We start from the raw sequence: 22,048 nt of genomic DNA, 5'->3' as shown, positions 1-22,048 counted from the left end.
ACCAACCCCCCCACCGCGATGCAGCATCGCCGCATGGCAGAGCTTCCCTCGATCGCGAACAATCCCGACGTGCGTTTCCTGGGCAAGCTGCTCGGCGACGTCATCCGCGCCTATGGCGGCGAGATGCTGTTCAAGCGGACGGAGTATATCCGCGCCGCCTCGGTCGACCGGCATCGCGGCGTCGCGGGGGGCGAGGTCGATCTCGGGCTCGGCAGCCTCAGCCTCGACGAGACGCTCGATTTCGTGCGCGGCTTCATGCTGTTCTCGATGCTCGCCAATCTCGCCGAGGATCGCCACGGCGTCGCCGCCGAGAAGGGCGCCGATGTCGCCTCGGCGCTCGCGCGGCTGGACGAGGCGGGGATCGACAAGGTCGCGGTGATGGCGCTGCTCGACCACGCGCTGATCGTGCCGGTGCTGACCGCGCACCCGACCGAGGTGCGGCGCAAGTCGATGATCGACCACCGCAACCGCATCGCCGAGCTGATGGCACTGAAGGACAAGGGCCTCACCGAAACCCCGGACGGCGACGATGTCGACGAGGCGATCTACCGCCAGATCGCGCTGCTGTGGCAAACCCGCGTGCTGCGGCGCGAGCGGCTGTACGTCACCGACGAGGTCGAGACCGCGCTCAGCTATCTGCGCGACGTGTTCCTGCCGACGCTGCCCGCCTTGTACCAGCGTTGGGACCGGGCGCTGGGCGCGCGCGCGCCGAGCTTCCTGCGGCCGGGAAGCTGGATCGGCGGCGACCGCGACGGCAATCCGTTCGTCACCGCCGACTCGCTGCGCACCGCGCTGGGGCGCTCGTGCGAGGCGGTGATCGGTTTCTATCTGGAGGCGCTGAGCGAACTCGGCGCCGAACTGTCGATCTCGAGCGGGCTGGCGAGCGTCGATGAATCGGTGCTGGCGCTGGCCGAGGCGAGCGGCGACACCGGGCCGAGCCGCAGCGACGAACCCTACCGGCGCGCGCTGACCGGCATCTACGCGCGGCTGGCGGCGACGCACCTCAAGCTGACCGGCAAGCCCGCGGCGCGGCCCGCGTCGGTGAAGGGCGAACCCTATCCCGATCCGCAGGCGCTGCGCGGCGATCTCGTCGCGATCGCGCGCGGGCTGCGCGACCACGGCGGGGGGGCGCTGTCGAGCGGCGGCGCGCTCGGGCGGCTGATCCGCGCGGTGGAGACGTTCGGCTTCCACCTCGCCACGCTCGACATGCGCCAGAACAGCGCGGTGCACGAGCGCGTGGTCGCCGAGTTGCTCAAGGTGGCGGGGGTCGAGGACGATTACCTGGCCTTGGGCGAATCGCAGCGCGTGTCGCTGCTGCGCCACGAACTGTCCAACGCGCGGCCGCTGACCAGCCCGTTCGCCGACTATTCGGACGAGACGCAAAGCGAACTGGCGATCGTGCGCGCGGCGGCCGAGGCGCACGCCAAATACGGGCCGGGCTGCATCACCAACTATATCGTCTCGATGGCGCAGTCGGTGTCCGACCTGCTCGAGATCAACGTGCTGCTCAAGGAGGTCGGGCTGTACCGGCCGGGCGAGAGCCCGAGCGCGGCGATCATGGCGGTGCCGCTGTTCGAGACGATCGGCGATCTCGAGGCGGCGCCCGCGATCATGACCGAATGGTTCGCGCTGCCCGAGGCCGGGGCGATCGCGCGCGCGCGCGGCTTCCAGGAAGTGATGATCGGCTATTCCGATTCGAACAAGGACGGCGGCTATCTCACCTCGACCTGGTCGCTCTCCAAGGCCTCGACCGCGCTGAAGGCGGTGTTCGAGAAGGCCGGGGTCGGCATGCAGCTCTTCCACGGGCGCGGCGGCGCGGTCGGGCGTGGCGGCGGCTCGTCGTTCGCGGCGATCCGCGCGCAGCCCGACGGCACTGTGCAGGGCCGCATCCGCATCACCGAACAGGGCGAGGTGATCGCGGGCAAATACGGCACGCGCGAGAGCGCGATGGTCAATCTCGAGGCGATGACGGCGGCGACGCTGCTCGCCACGCTCGAACCCGTTTCCGTCTCGACGGCGGATCAGGCGCGCTTCTCGGCGGCGATGGAGCGGATCTCGCAGGATGCGTTCACCGCCTATCGCGATCTCGTCTATGGCACCGAGGGGTTCCGCACCTTCTTCCGCCAGATGACGCCGCTGACCGAAATCGCCGGCCTCAAGATCGGCTCGCGCCCGGCGAGCCGCACCAAATCGGACAAGATCGAGGATCTGCGCGCGATCCCCTGGGTGTTCAGTTGGGCGCAGGCGCGCGTGATGCTGCCGGGCTGGTACGGGGTCGGGCAGGCGCTCAACCGTTTCGAGGACAAGGGGCTGATCGCCGAGATGGCGCAGAGCTGGCCGTTCTTCGCGGCGATGCTCGGCAACATGGAGCAGGTGATCGCCAAGTCCGACATGGGCATCGCCGAACGTTATGCCGCTTTGGTTGAGGACCGCGCGCTCGCGCAGGCGATCTTCCCGCGCATTCGCGACGGCTGGCAGGTGACCTATGATGCTTTGCTGGCGGCGACGGGGCAGTCGCACCTGCTGGAGAAGCATCCCGCGCTGGATGCGTCGATCCGGCTGCGGCTGCCGTATATCGAGCCGCTCAACATGTTGCAGATCGAGCTGATCAAGCGGCGGCGTGCGGGCGAGGAGGACGAGCGGGTCGGGGTGGGGATTCTGCTGTCGATCAACGCGATCGCGACGGCGTTGAGGAATTCTGGCTGAGCCGAGCCAGCGATTAGCGAAGCTAATCGCGCGCCCGGCGGAGCCGGAGGCCAGCCCGGCCGGCGGCGCTACAGCGCCGACCGACGACGCGGCTTTGCCGCGGCGGGTTTATGCTCCCGGACATTGTGCGTCGGGCGTGTCCCTCGACTTCGCTCGGGACGAACGGCTGGGGGTGGCCCACTCCGGCGTTCCGGGCGGGGCCCGCCCTTCGATACGCTACCTCGCTACGCCTGCGGGCTACTCGGCAGCTACTCAGGGCGAACGGTGTGTTGGGCGAACCGGACCTTGCCTTACCGTTCGTGCTGAGCTTGTCGAAGCACGGGCGTCGGGCGACGCGCTCGGGGCACGTCCCTCGACTTCGCTCGGGACGAACGGGTGGGGAGTGGCTCACTTCGGTGTTTCGCCTGGGGCCTGCCCTTCGATACGCTACCTCGCTACGCCCTGCGGGCTACTCGGCAGCTACTCAGGGCGAACGATATGGGGAACGAACCGGATCTGCCTTACCGTTCGTGCCGAGCTTGTCGAAGCACGGGCGTCGGGCGACGCGCTCGGGGCACGTCCTTCGACTTCGCTCAGGACGAACGGGGTGGAGAGGCGGCGCGCTCCGCTCACCCACTCACGCTCGTCCGCGCACGCTCTCACCTATGCACGGCGCCCGTTCAGCTCGCCGCGAACACGCCACACGCGATGCGGCCGCCGCTGTTGCCCGAGGGATCGGTCATCAGATCATCGGGCTTGGCGTGCACCACCAGCGCCGAGCCGTCGGCGTCGAGCAGGCCGGCCATCGTCGCGCCGGGTACGGTCACGCCGATCGTGCCGCGGCCGTCGGCGCCGATCACGAGGTTGGGGAGGTCGCCTTCGTGGGGGCCTTGCGGGTTCATCGAACCGTGCTTCATGGCCGTGGGGTTCCAGTGGCCGCCGGCGCTCGCGAAATCGGGGGTGTCGCATTTGCCGGTGGTGTGGACGTGCGCGCCGTGGGTGCCGGGCGGCAGCGCGTTGGCGTCGATGGTGATGCGCAGGCCCCCCGAGACCTCGCTCGCGGTGGCGCGGCCGACGTCGGCGCCGTCGGCGGTGCGCAGCATCGCGACCGCGCGCGCGCCCTGCGGCGTCGGTGCGCCGAGCGCGGCCTTGTCGTCATGGCACGCCGCCAAGGCGAGCGTGGCGGCGAGGCCGCCGGCGATGATCGCGATCCGCATGTCCGTCTCTCCTGTTCGCGCTGACCCGTCAGGCTTAACGCCAACCGTCTCGCATGCAATCCGTTCCGATCACCTGCGATCGGTCTTGAAGCTGATCGCGAGGCCGTAGAAGCGCGGCTCGCCGCCGATGAAGGTCGGCAGGCCGAGCGAATCGCCGGTGTTGCCGGCATCCTTGATGTATTTCTTGTCGAACAGGTTGGTGACGAACGCCTCGAGCCGCCACACGCCGCCCTTGGGTTCGATGCCGAGCCGCGCGTCGACGAGCGCATAGCCCTTCTGATATTCGTCCTGGATCAGATCGGGGATCAGGTTCCTGGCCTGGAGCGCGGGCTTGTCGTTGTCGTCGTCGAAGAAGATGCTCGACTGATAGGTGACGCTCGGCGTGAAATCGACCGTGACCGGGCCGGCGGGCAGCTTGGCGATGAAGCCCGCCGACAGCGCGTTGTCGGGCGAGAGGCGGAAGCGGTTGCCCTTGCGCGCGCCTTCCTTGAAGCGGCCGTGGCTGTACGAATAGGTGCCGAACAGCGTCAGCGCCTTCACCGGCACGTAGCGGATCTGGCCTTCGAAGCCGTAGCTTTCGGCCTTGCCGGCGTTGGTGGTGATGAACTGCGTGCCGACCTGCTCGGTCGTCTGGAAATTGTTGTACTTGTAATAGAATACCGATCCGTCGGCGAACAGGGTGCGGCCGAGCAGCGCGGATTTGGCGCCGACTTCGAAGCTGTCGACCGTCTCGGCGGGGAGCAGCCTGAAGTTGGGCGCGCCGTACGGCGTGCTCGGCGCGGAGACGCTCAGCACCTCGGGGCGGCGGCCGCGCGCATAGGTCGCGTAGAGGTTGAGATCGTGGGTCGCGGCGTAACGCGCGGTCGCGCGCCAGGTCAGGCCGTCGTCCTTCGAGCCTTGCGTGACGCGCGATCCGTTGCCGGCGGTCGGCTGTGCGCCGAGGCCGAACAGCGGGAAGGCGGCGGAGACCGGCGCGTTGGCTGCGCCCGGCGTGGCCAGCCCGGTCAGCAGGGCGTTGAGCGCGAGCAATTGCGGGGTCGGGTTGCCGCCGGCGGCGGCGGTCGCCTGCGCGGCGGCCTGGAGCGACTGGGCGGCGATGACGCCGCCGAGGATCGAGCGGTTGTTGAGCGCGACGCTGATGCCGGTGCGCTTGTCGTCATGCGAATAGCGGATGCCGCCGCCGAGATCGAGCTTGTCGGTGACGTGCAGCGTCACGTCGCCGAACACGTCGATGCTGTTGGTGCGCGCGGTGTTGGTGTTGGTTTCGAGATGCGCGGTCTGCAGGTTGTTGGCGATGCCGGCGGCGACGGGCGCGGGCAGCCCGAAGCCGCGTTGCAGGATGTTCGCCGCGAAGGCGGCGCTGTCGATGATCGCGATCGGCGCGGGGGCGTTGGCGGCGCGGCCCGGGATCAGCCCGCCGCCGGCGAGCACCCCCGGCGTGCTCGCATCGGCGAGCCGCGCCAGCACCGCGCGTTCGTCGAACTGGGCGGGCGCGCGCTGCGAGCCGTCCTCGTGGAAATAGGTGCCGCCGACGAAGGCGTCGAGCGTATCGCCCTTATAGGCGAGGCGCAGCGTCGCCATCGTCTGGTTGCCGCGCGCATCCTCGGCGGCGGTGAGCAGCGGTAGCGAGATGCCGTCCGCGTCGAACACTTCCTCGCCCGCGAAACGCCGGTACGATCCCGTCGCGTTGAGCGACCAATGGTCGTCGAAATCGTAATTGGCGATGCCGGTCGCGCTCCAGACATGGCGTTCGAGGCCGAGCGGCTTGCCGCCTTCGAACCCGCTCGGCGTGGCGAGCGCCGCGCCCGAATTGCGGCCGGTGTCGCCCAGGATCGCGCCGGTCGTGGGGTTGGTGGGCAGGAAGGCGATCGACTTGAACGACGTGCCGGTCGCCGAATCCTGCTCGTAATTGCCGATCAGGTCGACGGTGAGCCGGCCCGGCGCCCAGTGGAGCGAGCCGCGGATGGCGTCGCCCTGGTTGGAATTGAAATTGTCGCTTTCGCCGCCGCCGAGCAGGTTCTCGACATAGCCGTTGCGCTTCTTGCTGCGCGCCGCGACGCGCACCGCGAGCGTGTCGGTGAGCGGCACGTTGACGGTCGCGTCGAGCCGGTAGGCGGCGTAATTGCCGTAGGAGCCATAGAAATAGCCGTAGGGCGCGGCCGGATCGGCCTTGGCGGTGACGATGTTGACCGCGCCGATCAGCGCGCCGCGCCCGTACAGCGTCGATTGCGGCCCCTTGGCGATCTCGATGCGCTCGAGATCGAACAGTTCGACATAGGAGCCCCGCGACTTGGAGATCGAGACGCCGTCCTGGAATACCGACACGCGTGGCTCGACATAGGAGCTGCCGTCGTCCGAGGTGATGCCGCGCATCACGAAGCCGGGGTTGTTGGGCGACTGGTTCTGCACGACGAAGCCCGGCACGTAGCGCGAGAGCTTGTCGAGCTCGGTGATGCCGAGTTCGTCGAGGAATTCGCCCTTGTACGCGGTGAGCGCGAAGGGGACCGTCATCGCGGTCTGGGGCGCGAGCTGCGCGGTGACGATGATGTCGTTGCCGGTGTCGGCATCCTGCGCGGGCGTTGTCTCGGGGGCGGGCGCGGGGGCGGCGGGCGCGGCGTGGGCGGCGGCCGTCGCGGCGGCGATCGCGGACAGGCTGGCGAACGCGTGGAACGTCTTGCGGATCATCGTTAAGGCCCCCGATTATTATCCTTTCGCCCTAGGCGCGATCCGTGACGCTTTCGTTGCGGTCGGGCCGCGTCGCGCGCGCGGAACGACTCCGCGTGCCACACATTGAATCGGTCTCGCAACTAAGGGAACCATCGGATGCCGGCACGCGCATATTGGCAGGGGCAGATCCGGCTCGCGCTGGTCTCGATCCCGGTCGAGATCTACAGCGCGACCAAATCGGGCGCGGCGATCAGCTTCAAGCAGATCCACGAGCCGACCGGCAAGCCGATCCATTACGAGAAGGTCGTCACCGGCGTGGGGCCGGTCGATACCGACGAGATCATGAAGGGCTTCGAGTTCGAGAAGGGCAATTACGTGCTGCTCGACCAGGACGAGATCGACGCGGTGAAGCTCGAATCGAAGAAGACGCTCGAGTTGACCCAGTTCGTCGATGCCGACGAGATCGACGTGCTCTATTACGAAAAGCCCTATTTCGTCGTCCCCGCCGACGATCTCGCCGAAGAGGCGTTCATCGTGCTGCGCGAGGCGTTGCGGCGCACCAGGAAGGTCGGGCTGGGGCAGCTCGCGATGCGCGGGCGCGAATATGTCGTCAGCCTGAAGCCGTGCGGGCGCGGCATGGTGCTGGAGACGCTGCGCTATGCCGACGAGGTCAACAAGGCGCAGGGCTATTTCCGCGACATTCCGGACAGCAAGCCCGACGAGGATCTGCTCGATCTCGCCGAGACGTTGATCGCGAAGAAATCCGGGCCGTTCCACCCGCAGGAATTCCACGACCGCTATGTCGATGCGCTCAAGGAGCTGGTCGAGCGCAAGCGCAAGGCCAAGGGCGGCAAGATCATCGAGGATGCCGAAGGCGATGCGCCGAGGAAGGGCGGATCGAACGTGGTCGATCTGATGGCGGCGCTCAAGAAATCGGTCGAGAAGGGCGGCGGCGCGGCGGCTGCGCCGGCCAAGAAGGCGCCGGCGCGCAAAGCTCCGGCGAAGAAGCGTGCTTGAGGGCGGCGGCGCGCGCCAACCTGCTCCCCTCCCTGAAAGGGAGGGGCTGGGGGTGGGTCGGCCCGTGGCGGGTGTCGCGCTCCACCGAGAGCAACCCACCCCCGCCCCCTCCCTTCCAGGGAGGGGAGAGTGAGCACCGATCCCCTCGCCCGCTACAACGCCAAGCGCGATTTCGCGAAGACCGCCGAACCCGCCGGGACGCTCGAACCCGGCCACGGCAACCGCTTCATCGTCCAGAAGCACGACGCGACGCGGCTGCATTGGGATTTCCGGCTCGAGATCGACGGCGTGCTCAAAAGCTGGGCGGTGACGCGCGGGCCGAGCCTCGACCCCAACGAGAAACGGCTCGCGGTGCGGACCGAGGACCATCCGCTCTCCTATGCCGATTTCGAGGGGACGATTCCGGCGGGCGAATATGGCGGCGGCACGGTGATGCTGTGGGACAGCGGCACCTGGGCGCCGATCAAGGGGAAATCGGCGAAGGACTTGGAGAAGGGCCACCTTCATTTCGTCCTCGATGGCGAACGGATGAAGGGCGAATGGCTGCTGATCCGGCTGAAGCCGCGCGGCAAGGAGAAGGGCGAGAACTGGCTGCTGCGCAAGATCGACGACGCCGAGGCCGGCGCGACCGATGCGCTGGTGGAAGGCGCGCTGACCAGCGTGACGACCGGGCGAACGATGGCGGAGATTGCCGAGGGGGTGAAGCCAAAAGCGTCGCCCCGGCGCAAGGGCACCCCGCAAAGTATTACTTTGCGGGGTGCCCGCAGGCCGGGGCCGGCCGAGGGCGATGCGCAACCGAAGTCCCGCGCCAAACCCAGCGGCCCCGGCCTGCGCCGGGGCGACGTCGGGTTCCAGCCGCTTCAACTCGCCACGCTCGTCGATTCGGTCCCTGCCGGTTCGGGCTGGCTGCATGAGGTGAAGTATGACGGGTATCGCGCGCTCCTCGCCATCGCGGGGGGCAAGGCGAAGGTGTTCACCCGTTCGGGGCTCGACTGGACCGACAAATTCACGGGCATCGCCGAAGCCGCCGCCGCGCTCGACGTGGACGATGCGCTGATCGACGGCGAGATCGTCGCGTTCAAGGACGGGCGCCCCGATTTCTCGACGCTCAAGGATGCGATCTCGGCCGGCGGCGACATGACCTTCTTCGCCTTCGATCTACTCGCGCTCAACGGCGAGGATCTCACCAAGCTGCCCAATCTCGATCGCAAGGAGCGGCTGCGCCCGCTCATCAGCGGCGACGACGCGCGGATCCAGTTCGCCGAACATATCACCGGCAGCGGCGAGCAATTGTTCGAGACGATGTGCCACGAGGGGTTCGAGGGCGTCGTCTCGAAGCGTGCCGACGCGCCCTATCGCGGGCGCCGCACGACCGACTGGCTCAAGACCAAATGCATCCGCCGGCAGGAGTTCGTCATCGTCGGCTGGCTGCCCTCGGACAAGGGGCGCGGGTTTCGTTCATTGCTGCTCGGGGTGAACGGCGCGGATGGGCTGGTCTATGCGGGCAAGGTCGGCACCGGCTTCGATGCGGCGTTGATCGACGCGCTCTCGGCCAAGCTCGCCCGGATCGAACGCAAGACGCCGACGGTCTCCGCACCGCGCGCGGCGGTGCGCGGCGCGCATTGGGTCAGCCCCAAATTGGTCGCCGAGGTCGCCTTCGCCGAGACGACGCCCGACGACGTGCTGCGCCATTCGAGCTTCATCGGGCTTCGCGAGGACAAGGCGGCGAAGGATGTGGTGGCCGAGGTGCCGGTCGCGGTGCCCGCCTCCAATGCGGCGGCGACCCCTGAGATCCATGTCACGGTGAGCAGCCGCGACCGGCTGATCTTCCCCGATTCGGACGTGACCAAGGGCGACCTCGCCGACTATTACGCGCAGGTCTCGCCGATCATGCTGCCGTGGGCCGCGAACCGCCCGGTCAGCCTGGTGCGCTGCCCGCAGGGGCGCGGCAAGGCGTGCTTCTTCCAGAAGCATGACGCGGGCAGTTTCGGCGATCACGTCCATCAGGTGCCGATCCGCGAAAAGGACGGATCGACCGAGAATTACCTTTATGTCGATGACGCCGACGGCCTCGTCGCCTGCGTGCAGATGGGCACGATCGAATTCCACGGCTGGGGATCGTCGGTCGCTACGCTCGAACAGCCCGACCGGATGGTGTTCGATCTCGACCCCGACGAGGGGCTCGGTTTCGACGTGGTGCGCAAGGCGGCGGAAGACCTCAAGGATCATCTCGCCGACATCGGCCTCACCAGCTTCGCGATGCTGTCGGGCGGCAAAGGCGTGCATGTCATCGTGCCGCTGACGCCGCAGGCCGAGTGGCCGGCGGTGAAGGATTTCGCCGACCGCTTCTCGCGCGCGCTCAGCGCGGCCGAGCCCGAACGGTTCGTCGCGACCATGTCCAAGGCCAAGCGCAAGGACCGCATCTTCATCGACTGGCTGCGCAACCAGCGCGGCGCGACCGCCGTGCTCCCCTATGTCGCGCGGGCGCGCGCCGGCGCGCCGGTGGCGGCGCCGGTGAGCTGGGCCGAATTGCGCGACATCGACCGCGCCAATCGCTGGGGCGTGCGCGACGCGGCCGAGCTGATCGCCCGCGCGCGGTCACGCGCGCTCGCCGGCTGGGGCTTCGCCGATCAGGTGCTGCCCGATCTGTGAACGCGGTTGCGCGCGCGGCGGCTTTGTGGGACGCCGCGCTGCGATGCCAAGGGCGATGACGAGGGGCGTGACAGTGCCGACGCGAAAGCCTGAGTCGTGGCGCCGCTGAGCGCGACGAGCCTGTTCGATCCGTCGATCCACGCCAGGCGCTGGATCGACGACTATTGCGCGCGGCGTCGCGCCGGCGACGTGCTGTGCGACACGCGCGAAAGCGCGGCGTGGGCGGCGATGTTCGAGGAAGTCGCCACCGTCGCCGGCGACGATCTCGGCCAGGCGCGCGAACGCGTCCAGCATCATGCCGAGGATATCGGCACCGGTTTCAGCATCCCCGGCGACACCGAGGAGCGGCCCTGGCCGCTCTCGCCGGTGCCGCTGCTGATCGGGAGCGCGGAATGGGCGCACATCTCCGCCGGGGTGGTCCAGCGCGCCGAGCTGCTCGAACACGTCGTCGCCGATCTCTACGGCGGGGCCAAGCTGGTCGAAAAGGGGCTGATCCCCGCGACGCTCACTGCCGGCAGCCCGTTCTACCTGCGGCCGATGGCGGGGCTGCGCCCACCCGGCGACCACCATCTCTATTTCGTCGCCTTCGATCTCGGCCGCGGGCCGACCGGCGAGTGGCGCGTGCTCGCCGATCATCTGCGCGCGCCCGCCGGCGCGGGCTATGCGCTGGAAAACCGGCTCGCCATCAGCCGCGCGTTCGGCGGGCTTCAGGCCAAGCTCAACATCGAGCGGCACGCGCCCTTCTTCGCCGCGTTCCGCGATGGCCTCGCCGCCGCGTGCCGGCGCAGCGAGCCGCGCATCGGGCTGCTGACGCCGGGGCGCTACAGCATCTCCTATGCCGAACAGGCGCATCTCGCGCGCTATCTCGGCTTCCTGTTCGTCGAGGGCGCCGATCTCGCGGCGCTGGAGGACAAATTATATGTCCGCACGATCGGCGGGCTCAAGCGCATCGACGCGATCTGGCACCGGATCGACCCGCGCTTCCTCGATCCGCTCGCGCTCGATTCGCATTCGCAGATCGGCGTGCCCGGGCTGGTCGATGCGATGGCGGCGGGCAACGCCGTCGTCGCCAACGCGCCGGGCGCGGGCGTGCCCGAATCGGCGGCGTTCGCGGCGTTCCTGCCGCGCATCTGCGCGCGCGAGACCGGACGCGACCTGATCCTCCCCAACATCGCGACCTGGTGGTGCGGGCAGGACCGCGCGCGCGCCACCGTGATCGAGGATATCGACAATCTGCTGATCGGCCCCGCGTTCGGCGTCCGGCCGCTCGGGCTCGACAGCCTCGCTCCGGTGCCCGGCGCCGAGATCACCGGCGCGGCGCGCGATCGGCTGTTCGCCGACATGGCGCTGCGCCCGCAGGATTATGTCGGGCAGGAGATCGTGCGGCTCTCGACCATGCCGGTCGTCACCGAGGCGGGGCTGGTGCCGCGCCCGTTCACGCTGCGCGTGTTCGCGGCGCGCGGGGCCGACGGACACTGGACGGTGATGCCGGGCGGTTTCGCGCGGATCGGCGCGGCGCCCGACGTGCGCGCCTCGGTGATGGGGGAGGGCACCTGGTCCGCCGATGTCGCGATCCACGGGCCCGAGCCGGTCGACGCGGTCTCGCTGCTGCCGCCCGCCGACACCGTCCATATCCGCCGCAACCCCGGCACGCTGCCGAGCCGCGTCGCGGACAATTTCTTCTGGCTGGGCCGCTATCTCGAACGCGGCGAGGCGTTGCTCAACATCATCCGCGTGATGCTCGGCAATTCGATCGACGCCGATGCCGGTGGTGCGCTCGGACCCGAGACGATCGGACGGCTGGTCGCGCTGGTCGTCAACGGTGGCGGCGCGACCGCGCCCGCCAGCCTCAAGCGCGGCGACCTGATGCAGTTCGTCCGCACCGCGCTGGAGAGCGAGGAGACGCATAGCGTCCGCGCGATCAACCGGCTCGCGCGCGGGATCGGCAAGGGTTCGCGCGACCGGCTCGCGGCGGATTTCGTGCGGCTGCTCGACGCGCCTTACCCGACGCGCGGCGGCATGCTCGATCGCACCGGATCGCTCCAGCGCCGCTATGCCGCGCTCGCCGGGCTTTCGGCGGAGCATATGGGGCGCACGGCCGCGTGGCGGTTCCACGATCTCGGCCGGCGGATCGAACGCGCGCTGACGATGGCGCGCGCGGTGCCGGCGTTCGGCATGGCGGGCACCGGCAGCGACGATCTTTCGACGCTGCTCGACCTCGCCGACAGCCAGATCAGCTATCGCCAGCGCTATCTGACCGGAATCGCGCGCGTGCCGGTGGTCGATCTCGTCGCGCTCGACCCCGGCAACCCGCGCAGCCTCGCCTATCAGATCGAGCGGATCGTCGAGCATCTGCGCGCGCTGCCGTTGCTGGGCGACGACGGGATGGAGGAGGACCAGCAGGCGCAGGCCAACACGCTGCTCGCCGGCGTGCTCACCGCCAACGCCGCGCGGCTGAGCGAGCCGGTGCTCAAGCAGGTCGAGCGGCGGCTGTACGGCCTGTCCGACGCGATCGCCCGCCGCTACTTCCTGCAGGGCGCCGAGCCGCTGCGCGCGGCGGGGATGACGCTGGCGTGAGCGGGCGCGAGAGGCGGCGCGGATGATCTATGATATCCGCCACATCACCCGGTTCGATTATCAGGGATCGGTGCGGTTCGCGCGCTGCAACCTGCGGCTGAAGCCGATCGGCTGGCCGGGGCAGACGCTGCTCGATTATACGCTGGCGATCTCGCCCTCGGGCCGCACCTTCCCGGCGCGCGCGGAGGCGGGGCTCGCGCACGTCATGCGATTGGTGGTCGAAGACCCGGTCAAGTTCCTGTCGATCGAGAGCATCTCGCGTATCGCGGTCGATCGGCCCGTGCCGGTGCCGTCGCCCGACGACCCCACGCTCGCGGAGGTCGCCGCCGCCGCGCGCGCCAGCCGCGATCCTTCGGCGGCGGGGCCGGCGGCCTATCTGTTCCCGTCCCCCCGGATCGCGCTCGACCGCGACATCGGCGACTGGTGCGCGGTCGATCTCGATCCCGATCGCGGGGTGCTCGAAGCCGGCATGGCGCTCGCGCGGCGCATCCGCCGCGAGTTCCGGTTCGATCCCGAGGCGACGCTGATCGACACCAGCCCGCACGAGGCCTTCGTCAAGCGCGCAGGCGTGTGCCAGGATCTGGCGCAGATCATGATAACCGGGCTGCGCACCGCCGGGCTGCCCGCCGCTTACGCCTCCGGCTATATCCGCACGATCCCGCCGCCGGGCAAGGCGCGGCTGGTCGGCGCCGACGCGACCCACGCCTGGGTGCTCTTGTGGTGCGGCGCGCGGATCGGCTGGGTCGGGCTCGACCCCACCAACGGCATCTGGATGGCGAACGACCATATCGTCATGGCGATCGGCCGCGATTACGGCGACATCGCGCCGATCGACGGCATCGTGCTCGGCGCGGGCGCGCAGAAGCTCGACGTGAGCGTGGATGTCGCGCCGCGGACGGAGGAAGCGGCGGCGTAACGCTCTCTGGCCCCCGTTCGCCCTGGGCTTGTCGAAGGGCGTGTTCCGGGCACGTGCTTCGACGGGCTCGGCACGAACGGTTGAAAAGCCGGCGCGCTGCACGCAATTGCGTTTGGCGCTCCAAGACACCAAATGAACCTGTAGTATCAACCGGGGAAGACCGTGGCCGATCCATATCAGACGCTCGGCGTGGCGCGAGACGCCGGCGAGGCCGACATCAAGAAAGCCTATCGCAAGCTCGCGAAGGAACTGCATCCCGACCGCAACACGGACAATCCGAAGGCGGCGGAGCGGTTCAGCCAGGTGACGCAGGCCTATGACCTGCTCAACGACAAGGACAAGCGCGCGCGGTTCGATCGCGGCGAGATCGACGCCGATGGCAATCCGACCGCGCCGTTCGGCTTCGGCGGCGGCGCGCCCGGCGGCTTTCGCCACGGCGAGCAGTCGTTCGATTTCGGCGCGGGCGGTGACCCCAGCGACCTGTTCGAAGGGCTGTTCGGCGGACGCGGCGGGTTCGCGGGCGGGTTCGGCGGCTTCGGGCGGCGTCAGCAGCAGCCCAAGGGCAGCAACGTCCTCTACACCCTCGCCGTCCCCTTCGAGGATGCCGCGACGCTCGCGCCGCAGCGGCTGCGGCTCGCCGATGGCAAGACGATCGACCTCAAATTGCCCGCCAATCTGGAGAACGGCACGCAGATGCGGCTCGCCGGGCGCGGGCAGCCGGGGCCGGGCGGCGCCGGTGACGGCATCGTCAAGATCGAGATCCAGCCGCACCGCTTCTTCACGCGCGACGGCGACAACGTCCGGCTCGATCTGCCGGTGAGCCTGTCCGAAGCGGTGCTCGGCGCGTCGGTGCGCGTGCCGACCGTGGAGGGCGCGGTGATGCTGACCGTCCCCAAGAACTCGACGTCGGGCAAGACGCTGCGGCTGCGCGGGCGCGGTTTCCACAAGGCGGACGGCAGCGGGCGCGGCGACCAGCTCGTCACGCTGATGGTCGATCTGCCGGTCGGCGACGATGCGCTGGTGGAGTTCGTGCAGGGCTGGAAAGACCAGGACAAGAGGAACCCGCGCGGCAATCTGGGCGTCTAGGGGCGCATGTCGCACATTTCCCCCTACTCGCCCGAGGAACGCGGACGGCACGGCGAGGGGGGGGACGGCCTCAAAGCGCGGAGCGGCGGGCTCAAGCCGCTCGCTTATGCGTGGCTGGTGTTGAAGCGCGTGCTGATGGGCGTGTTCTCGGACGGGTTCATCCACGCCGGCAATCTCGCCTATCTGGCGCTGCTGACGGTGTTTCCGTTCTTCATCCTGGCGGCGGTGATCGCGTCCGCGCTCGGGCAGAGCGCCGAGACGCAGCGGGCGGTGGCCTCGTTCCTGCACGTGCTGCCGCCCTCGGTCGCCGATCTGCTGCGCGATCCGATCCAGCATGTGCTGGCGGCGCGGCGGGGCAGTTCGCTCGCCTGGCTCGGCGCGCTGGTCGCGCTGTGGAGCGTCGCCAGCTTCGTCGAGACGATTCGCGACATCTTCCGCCGCGCCTATGGCGTCAAATCGACCAAGCCGTTCTGGCATTACCGGCTGAGTTCGATGGCGGTCATCATCGCCTCGGTGGTCCTCGCGGTGTTCTCGTTCATCGTGCAGGGCGTGCTCGTCGCCGCCGAGCAGTTCATCTACACCGTGCTGCCCTTCTCGCGGGATGTCGCCGGCTGGGTGGGACTGTCGCGCGCGATTCCGGGCGTGGTGATGTTCATCGCGCTCTACATGCTGTTCCTGTCGGTGACGCCGTCGAAATACCGCTTCCACAGCCGGGCGCCGGAATGGCCGGGCGCGCTGTTCACCGCCGGCTGGTGGCTGTCGATCACCGCGCTGCTGCCGATCGTGCTGTCGCGGCTCGCCGATTACGATCTCACCTACGGCAGCCTCGCCGGGGTCATCATCACCTTGTTGTTCTTCTTTTTGGTCGGCCTCGGCATCGTGTTCGGCGCGCACCTCAACGCGGCACTGGCGGAACCGCCCCCGACGGGAGTAGAGACACCGCAAGAGGCGTGACAACGGGGACTGCACAAGCGTGAACGAATTGATGAAGGGCAAACGCGGGCTCATCATGGGGCTGGCCAATGATCGCTCGCTTGCCTGGGGGATCGCGAAGAAGTTGAGCGAGGCCGGCGCGGAACTGGCGTTCAGCTATCAGGGCGAGGCGATGGAGAAGCGGGTGCGCCCGCTCGCCGAACAGCTCGGCGTGGCGCGGCTGTTCGATTGCGACGTGAGCGACATGGCCGCGCTCGACGCGACGTTCGCGGCGCTTGCCGTCGAATGGCCGACGATCGACTTCGTCGTCCACGCGATCGGCTTTTCGGACAAGAACGAGCTGCGCGGCCGCTTCATGGACACCAGCCTCGACAATTTCCTGCTGACCATGAACGTCTCGGTCTATTCTTTCGTCGCGGTCGCGCAAAGGGCCGCGGCGATGATGCCGAACGGCGGCGCGCTGCTGACGCTCAGCTATTACGGCGCCGAGAAGGTGATCCCGCATTACAACGTGATGGGCGTCGCCAAGGCCGCGCTCGAGACCAGCGTGCAATATCTCGCGGTCGATCTCGGCCGCGACAACATCCGCGTCAACGCGATCTCGGCCGGGCCGATCAAGACGCTGGCGGCGAGCGGGATCGGCGACTTCCGGCTGATCCTCAAGTGGAACGAGCTCAACTCGCCCTTGAAGCGCAACGTGACGATCGAGGATGTCGGCGGCGCCGGGCTGTACCTGCTCAGCGACCTCGCGAGCGGCGTGACCGGCGAGACGCACCATGTCGATGCCGGCTACAATGTGATCGGGATGAAGGCCGAGGACGCGCCGGATATCGCGCTGGTGTGATGGCCCTCTCCCTGAAGGGGAGAGGGAGGGGCCCGCCGCCGCAGGCGGTGGGAGGGTGAGGGGATGAAGCGTCCGCCTGGCGAGGAACCACTGAAATTCCAGCGTGCGGCGCGGCGCGACATGACCGAATCCGAAAAGCGGCTGTGGAGCGCGATCCGCAACCGCAAACTCGCCAATGCCAAGTTTCGCAAGCAGACTTGGCTTGGTGAATTCCTCGTCGATTTTTACTGCGCAGAGGCGAAGCTCGCGGTTGAGGTTGACGGCGACAGCCACGCTCATCAGCAGGTTTACGACGAGCGGCGGACAAGCTGGCTTGAGGCGGAAGGTTTCAGGGTGATCCGGTTTTCAAATAACGAGGTCATGACCAATCTCGAAGGTGTGGCGGATGCGATCCGCGCAGCGCTCGCGCCCTCACCCTCCCACTCGGCTTCGCCGAGCGGGCCCCTCCCTCTCCCCCAAGGGGGAGAGGGGATTTGAGCTTCAACACCTTCGGACGCGTTTTGCGGTTCACCACCTGGGGCGAATCGCACGGGCCCGCGATCGGCGCGGTGGTGGACGGCTGCCCGCCGGGCATCCCGCTCAGCGAAGCCGACATCCAGCCGTTCCTCGACCGCCGGCGCCCCGGCACCTCGCGCTTCACCACGCAGCGGCAGGAGCCGGACCAGGTCCGCATTCTCTCCGGCGTGTTCGAGGGGCGCACCACCGGCACGCCGATCGCGCTGCACATCGACAATGTCGACCAGCGGTCGAAGGATTATTCGGAGGTCGCGCTCGCCTATCGCCCGGGCCATGCCGATTACGCCTATGACGCCAAATACGGCTTTCGCGACTATCGCGGCGGCGGGCGTTCCTCGGCGCGCGAGACCGCGTCGCGCGTCGCCGCCGGTGCGGTCGCGCGCGCGGTGATCCCCGAGGTGACGATCCTCGCCTGGGTCGAGGCGATTGGCGGGGACGCGATCGACTATGCCGCGTTTGATGCGGCCGAGATCGCCAACAACCCGTTCTTCTGTCCCGATCCGGCCGCCGCCGCGCGCTGGGAGGTCTTGGTCGACAATGCGCGCAAGGCGGGCTCGTCGCTCGGCGCGGTGGTGGCGTGCGAGGCGATCGGCGTGCCGGCGGGCTGGGGGGCGCCGCTCTATGCCAAGCTCGATGCGGAACTGGCCGCCGCGTGCATGAGCATCAACGCGGTCAAAGGCGTCGAGATCGGCGACGGGTTCGCCGCCGCCGCGCTCACCGGCGAGCAGAACGCCGACCCGATGCGCCCGGGCAACGACGGCCCGATCTTCACCGCCAACCATGCCGGCGGGATCGCCGGCGGCATCGCGACCGGCCAGCCGGTGCGCCTGCGCGTCGCGTTCAAGCCGACCAGTTCGATCTTGACGCCGATCCCGACGATCACGCGCGATGGCGAGGCGACCGAGCTTCGCACCAAGGGGCGGCACGATCCGTGTGTCGGCATTCGCGGCGTGCCGGTGGTCGAGGCGATGGTGGCGCTGGTGCTCGCCGACCAGAAATTGCTCCACCGCGCGCAATGCGGCGGGCGGGACGGCTGAATCGCCCGAATCGCGCGGCCGGGCGAGCCCCGAAAGCGGCGGCGAAACGTTGAACCTCCATACCCGGCAAGACCGGGCTAATATGGAGAGAGCGATGCGAAAGAGCATGATTTTCGCGGCGGCGGCGTTCGGCCTGTCGACCGCGGCGCTGGCGCAGACCGGCACCGGCCAGACGTCGCCCAACGGCTATCCCGCGCCGGGGACGACCACGACGGCGCCGACCGTGCCGGCCAGCCCGCCGACGCCTTCGGGCACGATGCCGACCACGCCGGCGCCAACCGATACGACGAGCGCGACACCAGCCGATCCGACAGGCTCGACCACGACCGCGACGCCGAGCACGCCCTCACCGGTCGACAGCGCGCCCGACGGTACCCCGGTCAAGAAAAAGCGGCGTTAAGCCAAATACCGTTCCAACCCCGTTCGTCCTGAGCGTGTCGAAGGACGTGTCGCGAGCGCCACGCTCGGGGCACGCACTTCGACTTCGCTCAGTGCGAACGGCGGTGGGGCGGGCGGTGCCGCTCAGATCAATCCGCGAACGGATCGCGCACGAGGATCGTGTCCTCGCGTTCTGGGCTGGTGGAGACCAGCGCGACCGGGCAGCGGATCAGTTCCTCGATACGGCGGATGTATTTGATCGCCTGCGCGGGCAGTTCCGCCCAACTGCGGGCGCCCGCCGTCGATTCGCTCCAGCCGGGCATGGTCTCGTAGATCGGTTCGACGCGTGCCTGATCGGCGGCATGCGCCGGGAAATAGTCGAGCGTCTGGTCGCCGAGCCGGTATCCGGTGCAGATCTTCACCTCGTCGAAGCCGTCGAGCACGTCGATCTTGGTCAGCGCGATGCCGGTGATCCCGCCCACCGCCGCCGATTGGCGCAGCAGCACCGCATCGAACCAGCCGCAGCGCCGCTTGCGCCCGGTGACGGTGCCGAACTCATGGCCGCGCTGGCCGATCAACTCGCCGGTCGCGTCGTCCAGCTCGGTCGGGAAGGGGCCGGAGCCGACGCGCGTCGTATAGGCCTTGGCGATGCCGAGCACGAAGCCGACCGCGCCCGGCCCCAGCCCCGACCCGCCCGCTGCCGTGCCCGCGATCGTGTTCGACGAGGTGACGAACGGATAGGTGCCGTGATCGACATCGAGCAGCACGCCCTGCGCGCCTTCGAACAGGATGCGCCGGCCACGCTCGCGCGCGGCGTTGAGATCGCGCCAGGCGGGCCGTGCGAACGGCAGCACGAAGCCGGCGATCTCGCGCAGCTCGGCGAGCAACGCATCGCGGTCGATCGGCGGCTCGCCGAAGCCGGCGCGCAGCGCATCGTGGTGCGCGGTCAGCCGGTCGAGCTGCGGGCCGAGATCGTCGAGATGGGCGAGATCGCACACGCGGATCGCACGGCGGCCGACCTTGTCCTCATAAGCGGGACCGATGCCGCGCCGGGTGGTGCCGATCTTGCCCGCGCCGCTCGCATCCTCGCGCAGCCCATCGAGATCGCGATGCAGCGGCAGGATCAGCGCGCAGGTGTCCGCCACCATCAACGTCTCGGGCGAGATCGCCACGCCCTGGCCGCGCAGCTTCTCGACCTCGGCCTTGAGCGCCCAGGGATCGAGCACCACGCCGTTGCCGATCACCGAGGGCGTGCCGCGCACGATGCCCGAGGGCAGCAGCGACAATTTGTACACCGCCTCGCCGACGACGAGCGTGTGGCCGGCGTTATGGCCGCCCTGGAAGCGCACGACGACGTCGGCGCGCTCCGCCAGCCAGTCGACGATCTTGCCCTTGCCCTCATCACCCCATTGGGCGCCGATTACCGCTACGTTCGCCAAGGTCCGTCCCACATTTCCGCAACAAAGCGCGCATCCCTACTGTGCGGGGGCGCGCCGGTCCACGTCTAATCGGGCGGTGTGCTCAGCGCAGCGAGGCGCGCGGATAGCTGTGGCGGCGCAGCGGCCAGTCGATCACGCCGCCCGCGAACAGCGCCCACCACACGATCACCGGCTGCATCAGCAGGCGCGGCACGTGATACCATAGCGTCAGCCCGCCGCGCCCGAGCGTGATGTAATCGAGCGCGTGCTTCACATTGGCGGGAAACACGCACACCGCATAGAGCGCGAGCATGATCGCGGCGGCGCGGCGGAACCGCGGCACCGACAGCCCGACCGCGCCGGCGATCTCGCACGCGCCGGTCGCGGCGATCACGGCGCGCGGATCGGGCACCCAGGCGGGGGTGATCGCCAGGAACGGCGCGGGGAAGCGCAGGTGCAGCACCCCCGCCACCATAAAGACGCCGGCCAACACCCAGCGCAGCCCGGCGCGCCAGCGCTCCGCCCGCCGCGAGAGCGGGGTGCGGCTTATAGCGGGAACCAATTCTGTTTATGGCTGAACTTCATATAGCCGAGGTTGACGCCCTGCCGCCAGCCGACGCCGAGCCGGATCGGGATCAGCACCACCTTGCCCCAGCGCAGATAGGTCGCGGCGAACCCGCCGACGAAATAGACGCGGCCCTCGGCGGCGGGGAAGCGATGGTACAGCTCCTCGCTGTCATAGAGGTTGTAGACCAGCACGAACACCTTGGCGGCATCGCCGCCGAGATCGAACCCGACCGACGGCCCGGTCCAGAACACCGGCTGCTGCCCCTCGACCTTGTGGAACATCGTGCCCTTGCCATAGCGCAGCCCGAGGACGAACGCGCCCGATCCTTCGCTGCCGGCGATATAGGCGTTGGGCTCGCCCTGTTCCTTGAGCGTGCGTTCGAGGATGCCCGAGAGGCCGGCGGCGCCCTTGCCGAAGGTGCCCTCGGCGGCGCCGAGCAACTCCTTGGACGTGAAGGTGTCGCTGCCCCGGCTGGCGGTCGCCTCGGCCTGCTCGCGCGTGTCGAAGCCGCCTTGCGCGGGGGTGGCGGCGGCGGCCGGCGAACCCTGCGGGGTCTGGTCGGGCGCGTCGTAGCGCGCACCCGAGACCTGCGGATCGGCCTCGGCGGGTACGGCCGTGTCCGGGTAGCGCGGGGCGCTGCTCGCGGCAGGCGGCGGGGCGCTCGGCCGCGCCATCGTCGGGGTCGCCGGCGCGCGCAGGTCGCTATCGATCGTCTCGTTGGGATCGACCGTGCGCACCTGCGCGAGCCCCGGCGCGACCAGCGGCGTGGCGAGCAACGCCAGCGCCGCCGCGACCATCGAACATTGCACAATCCGTCCGCGCATCGCGCACTCCCCCGACTTCGATCGCGGAACGTAGCGCCCGATATGCTTTACCCGCAATGAACCAAGCGGCGAGTCGAGTCGAAATCAAGCCGAGCGGGCGTGACACATGCGGTTGATCCGCCGCGAAACCGCCGCTATAGCCCCGCTCTGCCGTGCGCCGGAGACGTGGGTGAGTGGCTGAAACCAACGCTTTGCTAAAGCGTCATACGGGAAACCGTATCGAGGGTTCGAATCCCTCCGTCTCCGCCAGATATCGCTGAAATCACGCGATATTTTCTGACATTTGGATCATCACCCATCATGCCAGCCATCAACCTGATTGCGGTTGTATGAGGCTCGGTGCAACATTCGTTGGCTGCCTGGAGGTATGTCGATGTCCAAGCTCTATCGCCTGCAAGGCCTGCCATACTGGCCCGCCGCACTCACCGAAGCTGAGGCGATCGCATATACCGGCGTCAGCGAGGCGCAGATGAGGGAGTGGCGCAAGCACGGAATCGTGCGGTTCCTGCTCAAAGGACGTAAGGGATCTGCGATCGCGCTACGCAGCGATTTGGACGAAGCGCTGAACCAGATGTTCGCAATCGCGGCGCATGAGGATATGGATTTCGGCGACTGATGAAGGCCCGGCCCGCCGTCCAAGCGAGCCGGGCGAGGTTTCACCGTGTGGCGGCAGGGTAGGTTGGCGAAGCAAGGATCGCGCGTAGCTCATCCTC

General features: G+C 68.7%; 17 protein-coding genes and 1 tRNA gene. 13 read left to right on the top strand and 5 right to left on the bottom strand.

All coding sequences use genetic code 11. The annotated features are described in order from the left end of the window. Positions 1-33: 33 nt before the first annotated feature. Complete coding sequence (gene ppc / locus PX554_RS06630) at positions 34-2,706, top strand: phosphoenolpyruvate carboxylase (protein ID WP_275500964.1); 2,673 nt, start codon at positions 34-36, stop codon at positions 2,704-2,706. A gap of 659 nt (positions 2,707-3,365) precedes the next feature. Here the strand turns inward: ppc and PX554_RS06625 are convergent. Both PX554_RS06625 and PX554_RS06620 read right to left on the bottom strand, forming a co-directional pair. After that, positions 3,366-3,902, bottom strand: coding sequence for a superoxide dismutase family protein (locus tag PX554_RS06625; RefSeq protein ID WP_093223367.1), 537 nt, complete (start codon positions 3,900-3,902; stop codon positions 3,366-3,368). 69 nt (positions 3,903-3,971) lie between these two features. Further along, positions 3,972-6,587 carry a TonB-dependent receptor gene (locus PX554_RS06620; protein WP_275500048.1) on the bottom strand — a complete coding sequence of 872 codons (2,616 nt, stop codon included), beginning with the start codon at positions 6,585-6,587 and terminating at the stop codon, positions 3,972-3,974. A gap of 138 nt (positions 6,588-6,725) precedes the next feature. On the opposite strand from PX554_RS06620, the gene ku reads away from it, so the two are divergent. The 10 genes from ku to PX554_RS06570 all read left to right on the top strand — a co-directional run bounded on the left by ku (position 6,726) and on the right by PX554_RS06570 (position 18,547). Then, positions 6,726-7,586: a non-homologous end joining protein Ku gene (gene ku / locus PX554_RS06615; RefSeq protein ID WP_275500046.1), complete on the top strand. Its 861-nt coding sequence runs from the start codon at positions 6,726-6,728 to the stop codon at positions 7,584-7,586. A gap of 129 nt (positions 7,587-7,715) precedes the next feature. Beyond that, the gene (gene ligD / locus PX554_RS06610) at positions 7,716-10,238 is read left to right on the top strand and encodes a DNA ligase D (protein WP_275500045.1); all 2,523 of its coding nucleotides are present in this window, start codon (positions 7,716-7,718) and stop codon (positions 10,236-10,238) included. A gap of 96 nt (positions 10,239-10,334) precedes the next feature. Next, positions 10,335-12,815 carry a circularly permuted type 2 ATP-grasp protein gene (locus PX554_RS06605; protein ID WP_275500043.1) on the top strand — a complete coding sequence of 827 codons (2,481 nt, stop codon included), beginning with the start codon at positions 10,335-10,337 and terminating at the stop codon, positions 12,813-12,815. Between the two features lie 22 nt (positions 12,816-12,837). Continuing rightward, positions 12,838-13,731, top strand: coding sequence for a transglutaminase family protein (locus PX554_RS06600; RefSeq protein ID WP_275500041.1), 894 nt, complete (start codon positions 12,838-12,840; stop codon positions 13,729-13,731). A 162-nt stretch (positions 13,732-13,893) separates the two neighbouring features. Continuing rightward, positions 13,894-14,817: a DnaJ C-terminal domain-containing protein gene (locus PX554_RS06595; protein WP_275500039.1), complete on the top strand. Its 924-nt coding sequence runs from the start codon at positions 13,894-13,896 to the stop codon at positions 14,815-14,817. A gap of 6 nt (positions 14,818-14,823) precedes the next feature. Continuing rightward, positions 14,824-15,771 carry a YihY/virulence factor BrkB family protein gene (locus PX554_RS06590; RefSeq protein WP_093223376.1) on the top strand — a complete coding sequence of 316 codons (948 nt, stop codon included), beginning with the start codon at positions 14,824-14,826 and terminating at the stop codon, positions 15,769-15,771. A 19-nt stretch (positions 15,772-15,790) separates the two neighbouring features. Then, entirely contained in the window at positions 15,791-16,594 is an 804-nt protein-coding gene (fabI, locus tag PX554_RS06585; protein WP_093223377.1) for an enoyl-ACP reductase FabI, read from the top strand. A gap of 63 nt (positions 16,595-16,657) precedes the next feature. Continuing rightward, entirely contained in the window at positions 16,658-17,071 is a 414-nt protein-coding gene (locus tag PX554_RS06580; protein WP_275500036.1) for an endonuclease domain-containing protein, read from the top strand. After that, positions 17,068-18,147: a chorismate synthase gene (gene aroC / locus PX554_RS06575; RefSeq protein ID WP_275500034.1), complete on the top strand. Its 1,080-nt coding sequence runs from the start codon at positions 17,068-17,070 to the stop codon at positions 18,145-18,147. The genes PX554_RS06580 and aroC overlap by 4 nt, the downstream gene beginning before the upstream one ends. A gap of 94 nt (positions 18,148-18,241) precedes the next feature. Next, positions 18,242-18,547, top strand: a complete 306-nt coding sequence (locus tag PX554_RS06570; RefSeq protein ID WP_093223382.1) for a hypothetical protein — start codon at positions 18,242-18,244, stop codon at positions 18,545-18,547. Between the two features lie 127 nt (positions 18,548-18,674). Here the strand turns inward: PX554_RS06570 and PX554_RS06565 are convergent, their stop codons facing one another. The 3 genes from PX554_RS06565 to PX554_RS06555 all read right to left on the bottom strand — a co-directional run bounded on the left by PX554_RS06565 (position 18,675) and on the right by PX554_RS06555 (position 21,335). Beyond that, the gene (locus tag PX554_RS06565) at positions 18,675-19,964 is read right to left on the bottom strand and encodes an adenylosuccinate synthase (RefSeq protein WP_275500031.1); all 1,290 of its coding nucleotides are present in this window, start codon (positions 19,962-19,964) and stop codon (positions 18,675-18,677) included. Positions 19,965-20,046: 82 nt separating this feature from the next. Next, a complete protein-coding gene (locus PX554_RS06560; RefSeq protein WP_275500029.1) occupies positions 20,047-20,505 on the bottom strand; it encodes a DoxX family protein in 459 nt (152 codons plus the stop codon). Further along, positions 20,490-21,335 (bottom strand): DUF1134 domain-containing protein, encoded by an 846-nt coding sequence (locus tag PX554_RS06555; RefSeq protein WP_420833426.1) that lies wholly within the window; start codon positions 21,333-21,335, stop codon positions 20,490-20,492. Before PX554_RS06555 ends, PX554_RS06560 begins: the two co-directional genes overlap by 16 nt. Before the next feature lie 159 nt (positions 21,336-21,494). Between PX554_RS06555 and PX554_RS06550 the strand changes: the two genes are divergently transcribed. Next, positions 21,495-21,584, top strand: a tRNA-Ser gene (locus PX554_RS06550). Positions 21,585-21,708: 124 nt separating this feature from the next. Continuing rightward, complete coding sequence (locus PX554_RS06545) at positions 21,709-21,951, top strand: hypothetical protein (RefSeq protein WP_275500027.1); 243 nt, start codon at positions 21,709-21,711, stop codon at positions 21,949-21,951. Positions 21,952-22,048 lie beyond the last annotated feature (97 nt).

This window comes from Sphingomonas pollutisoli, assembly GCF_029167165.1.
Lineage (GTDB): Bacteria > Pseudomonadota > Alphaproteobacteria > Sphingomonadales > Sphingomonadaceae > Sphingomonas > Sphingomonas pollutisoli.
Note: the sequence above shows the minus strand (reverse complement) of the source record. Positions and strands in the feature narration are given on the sequence as shown.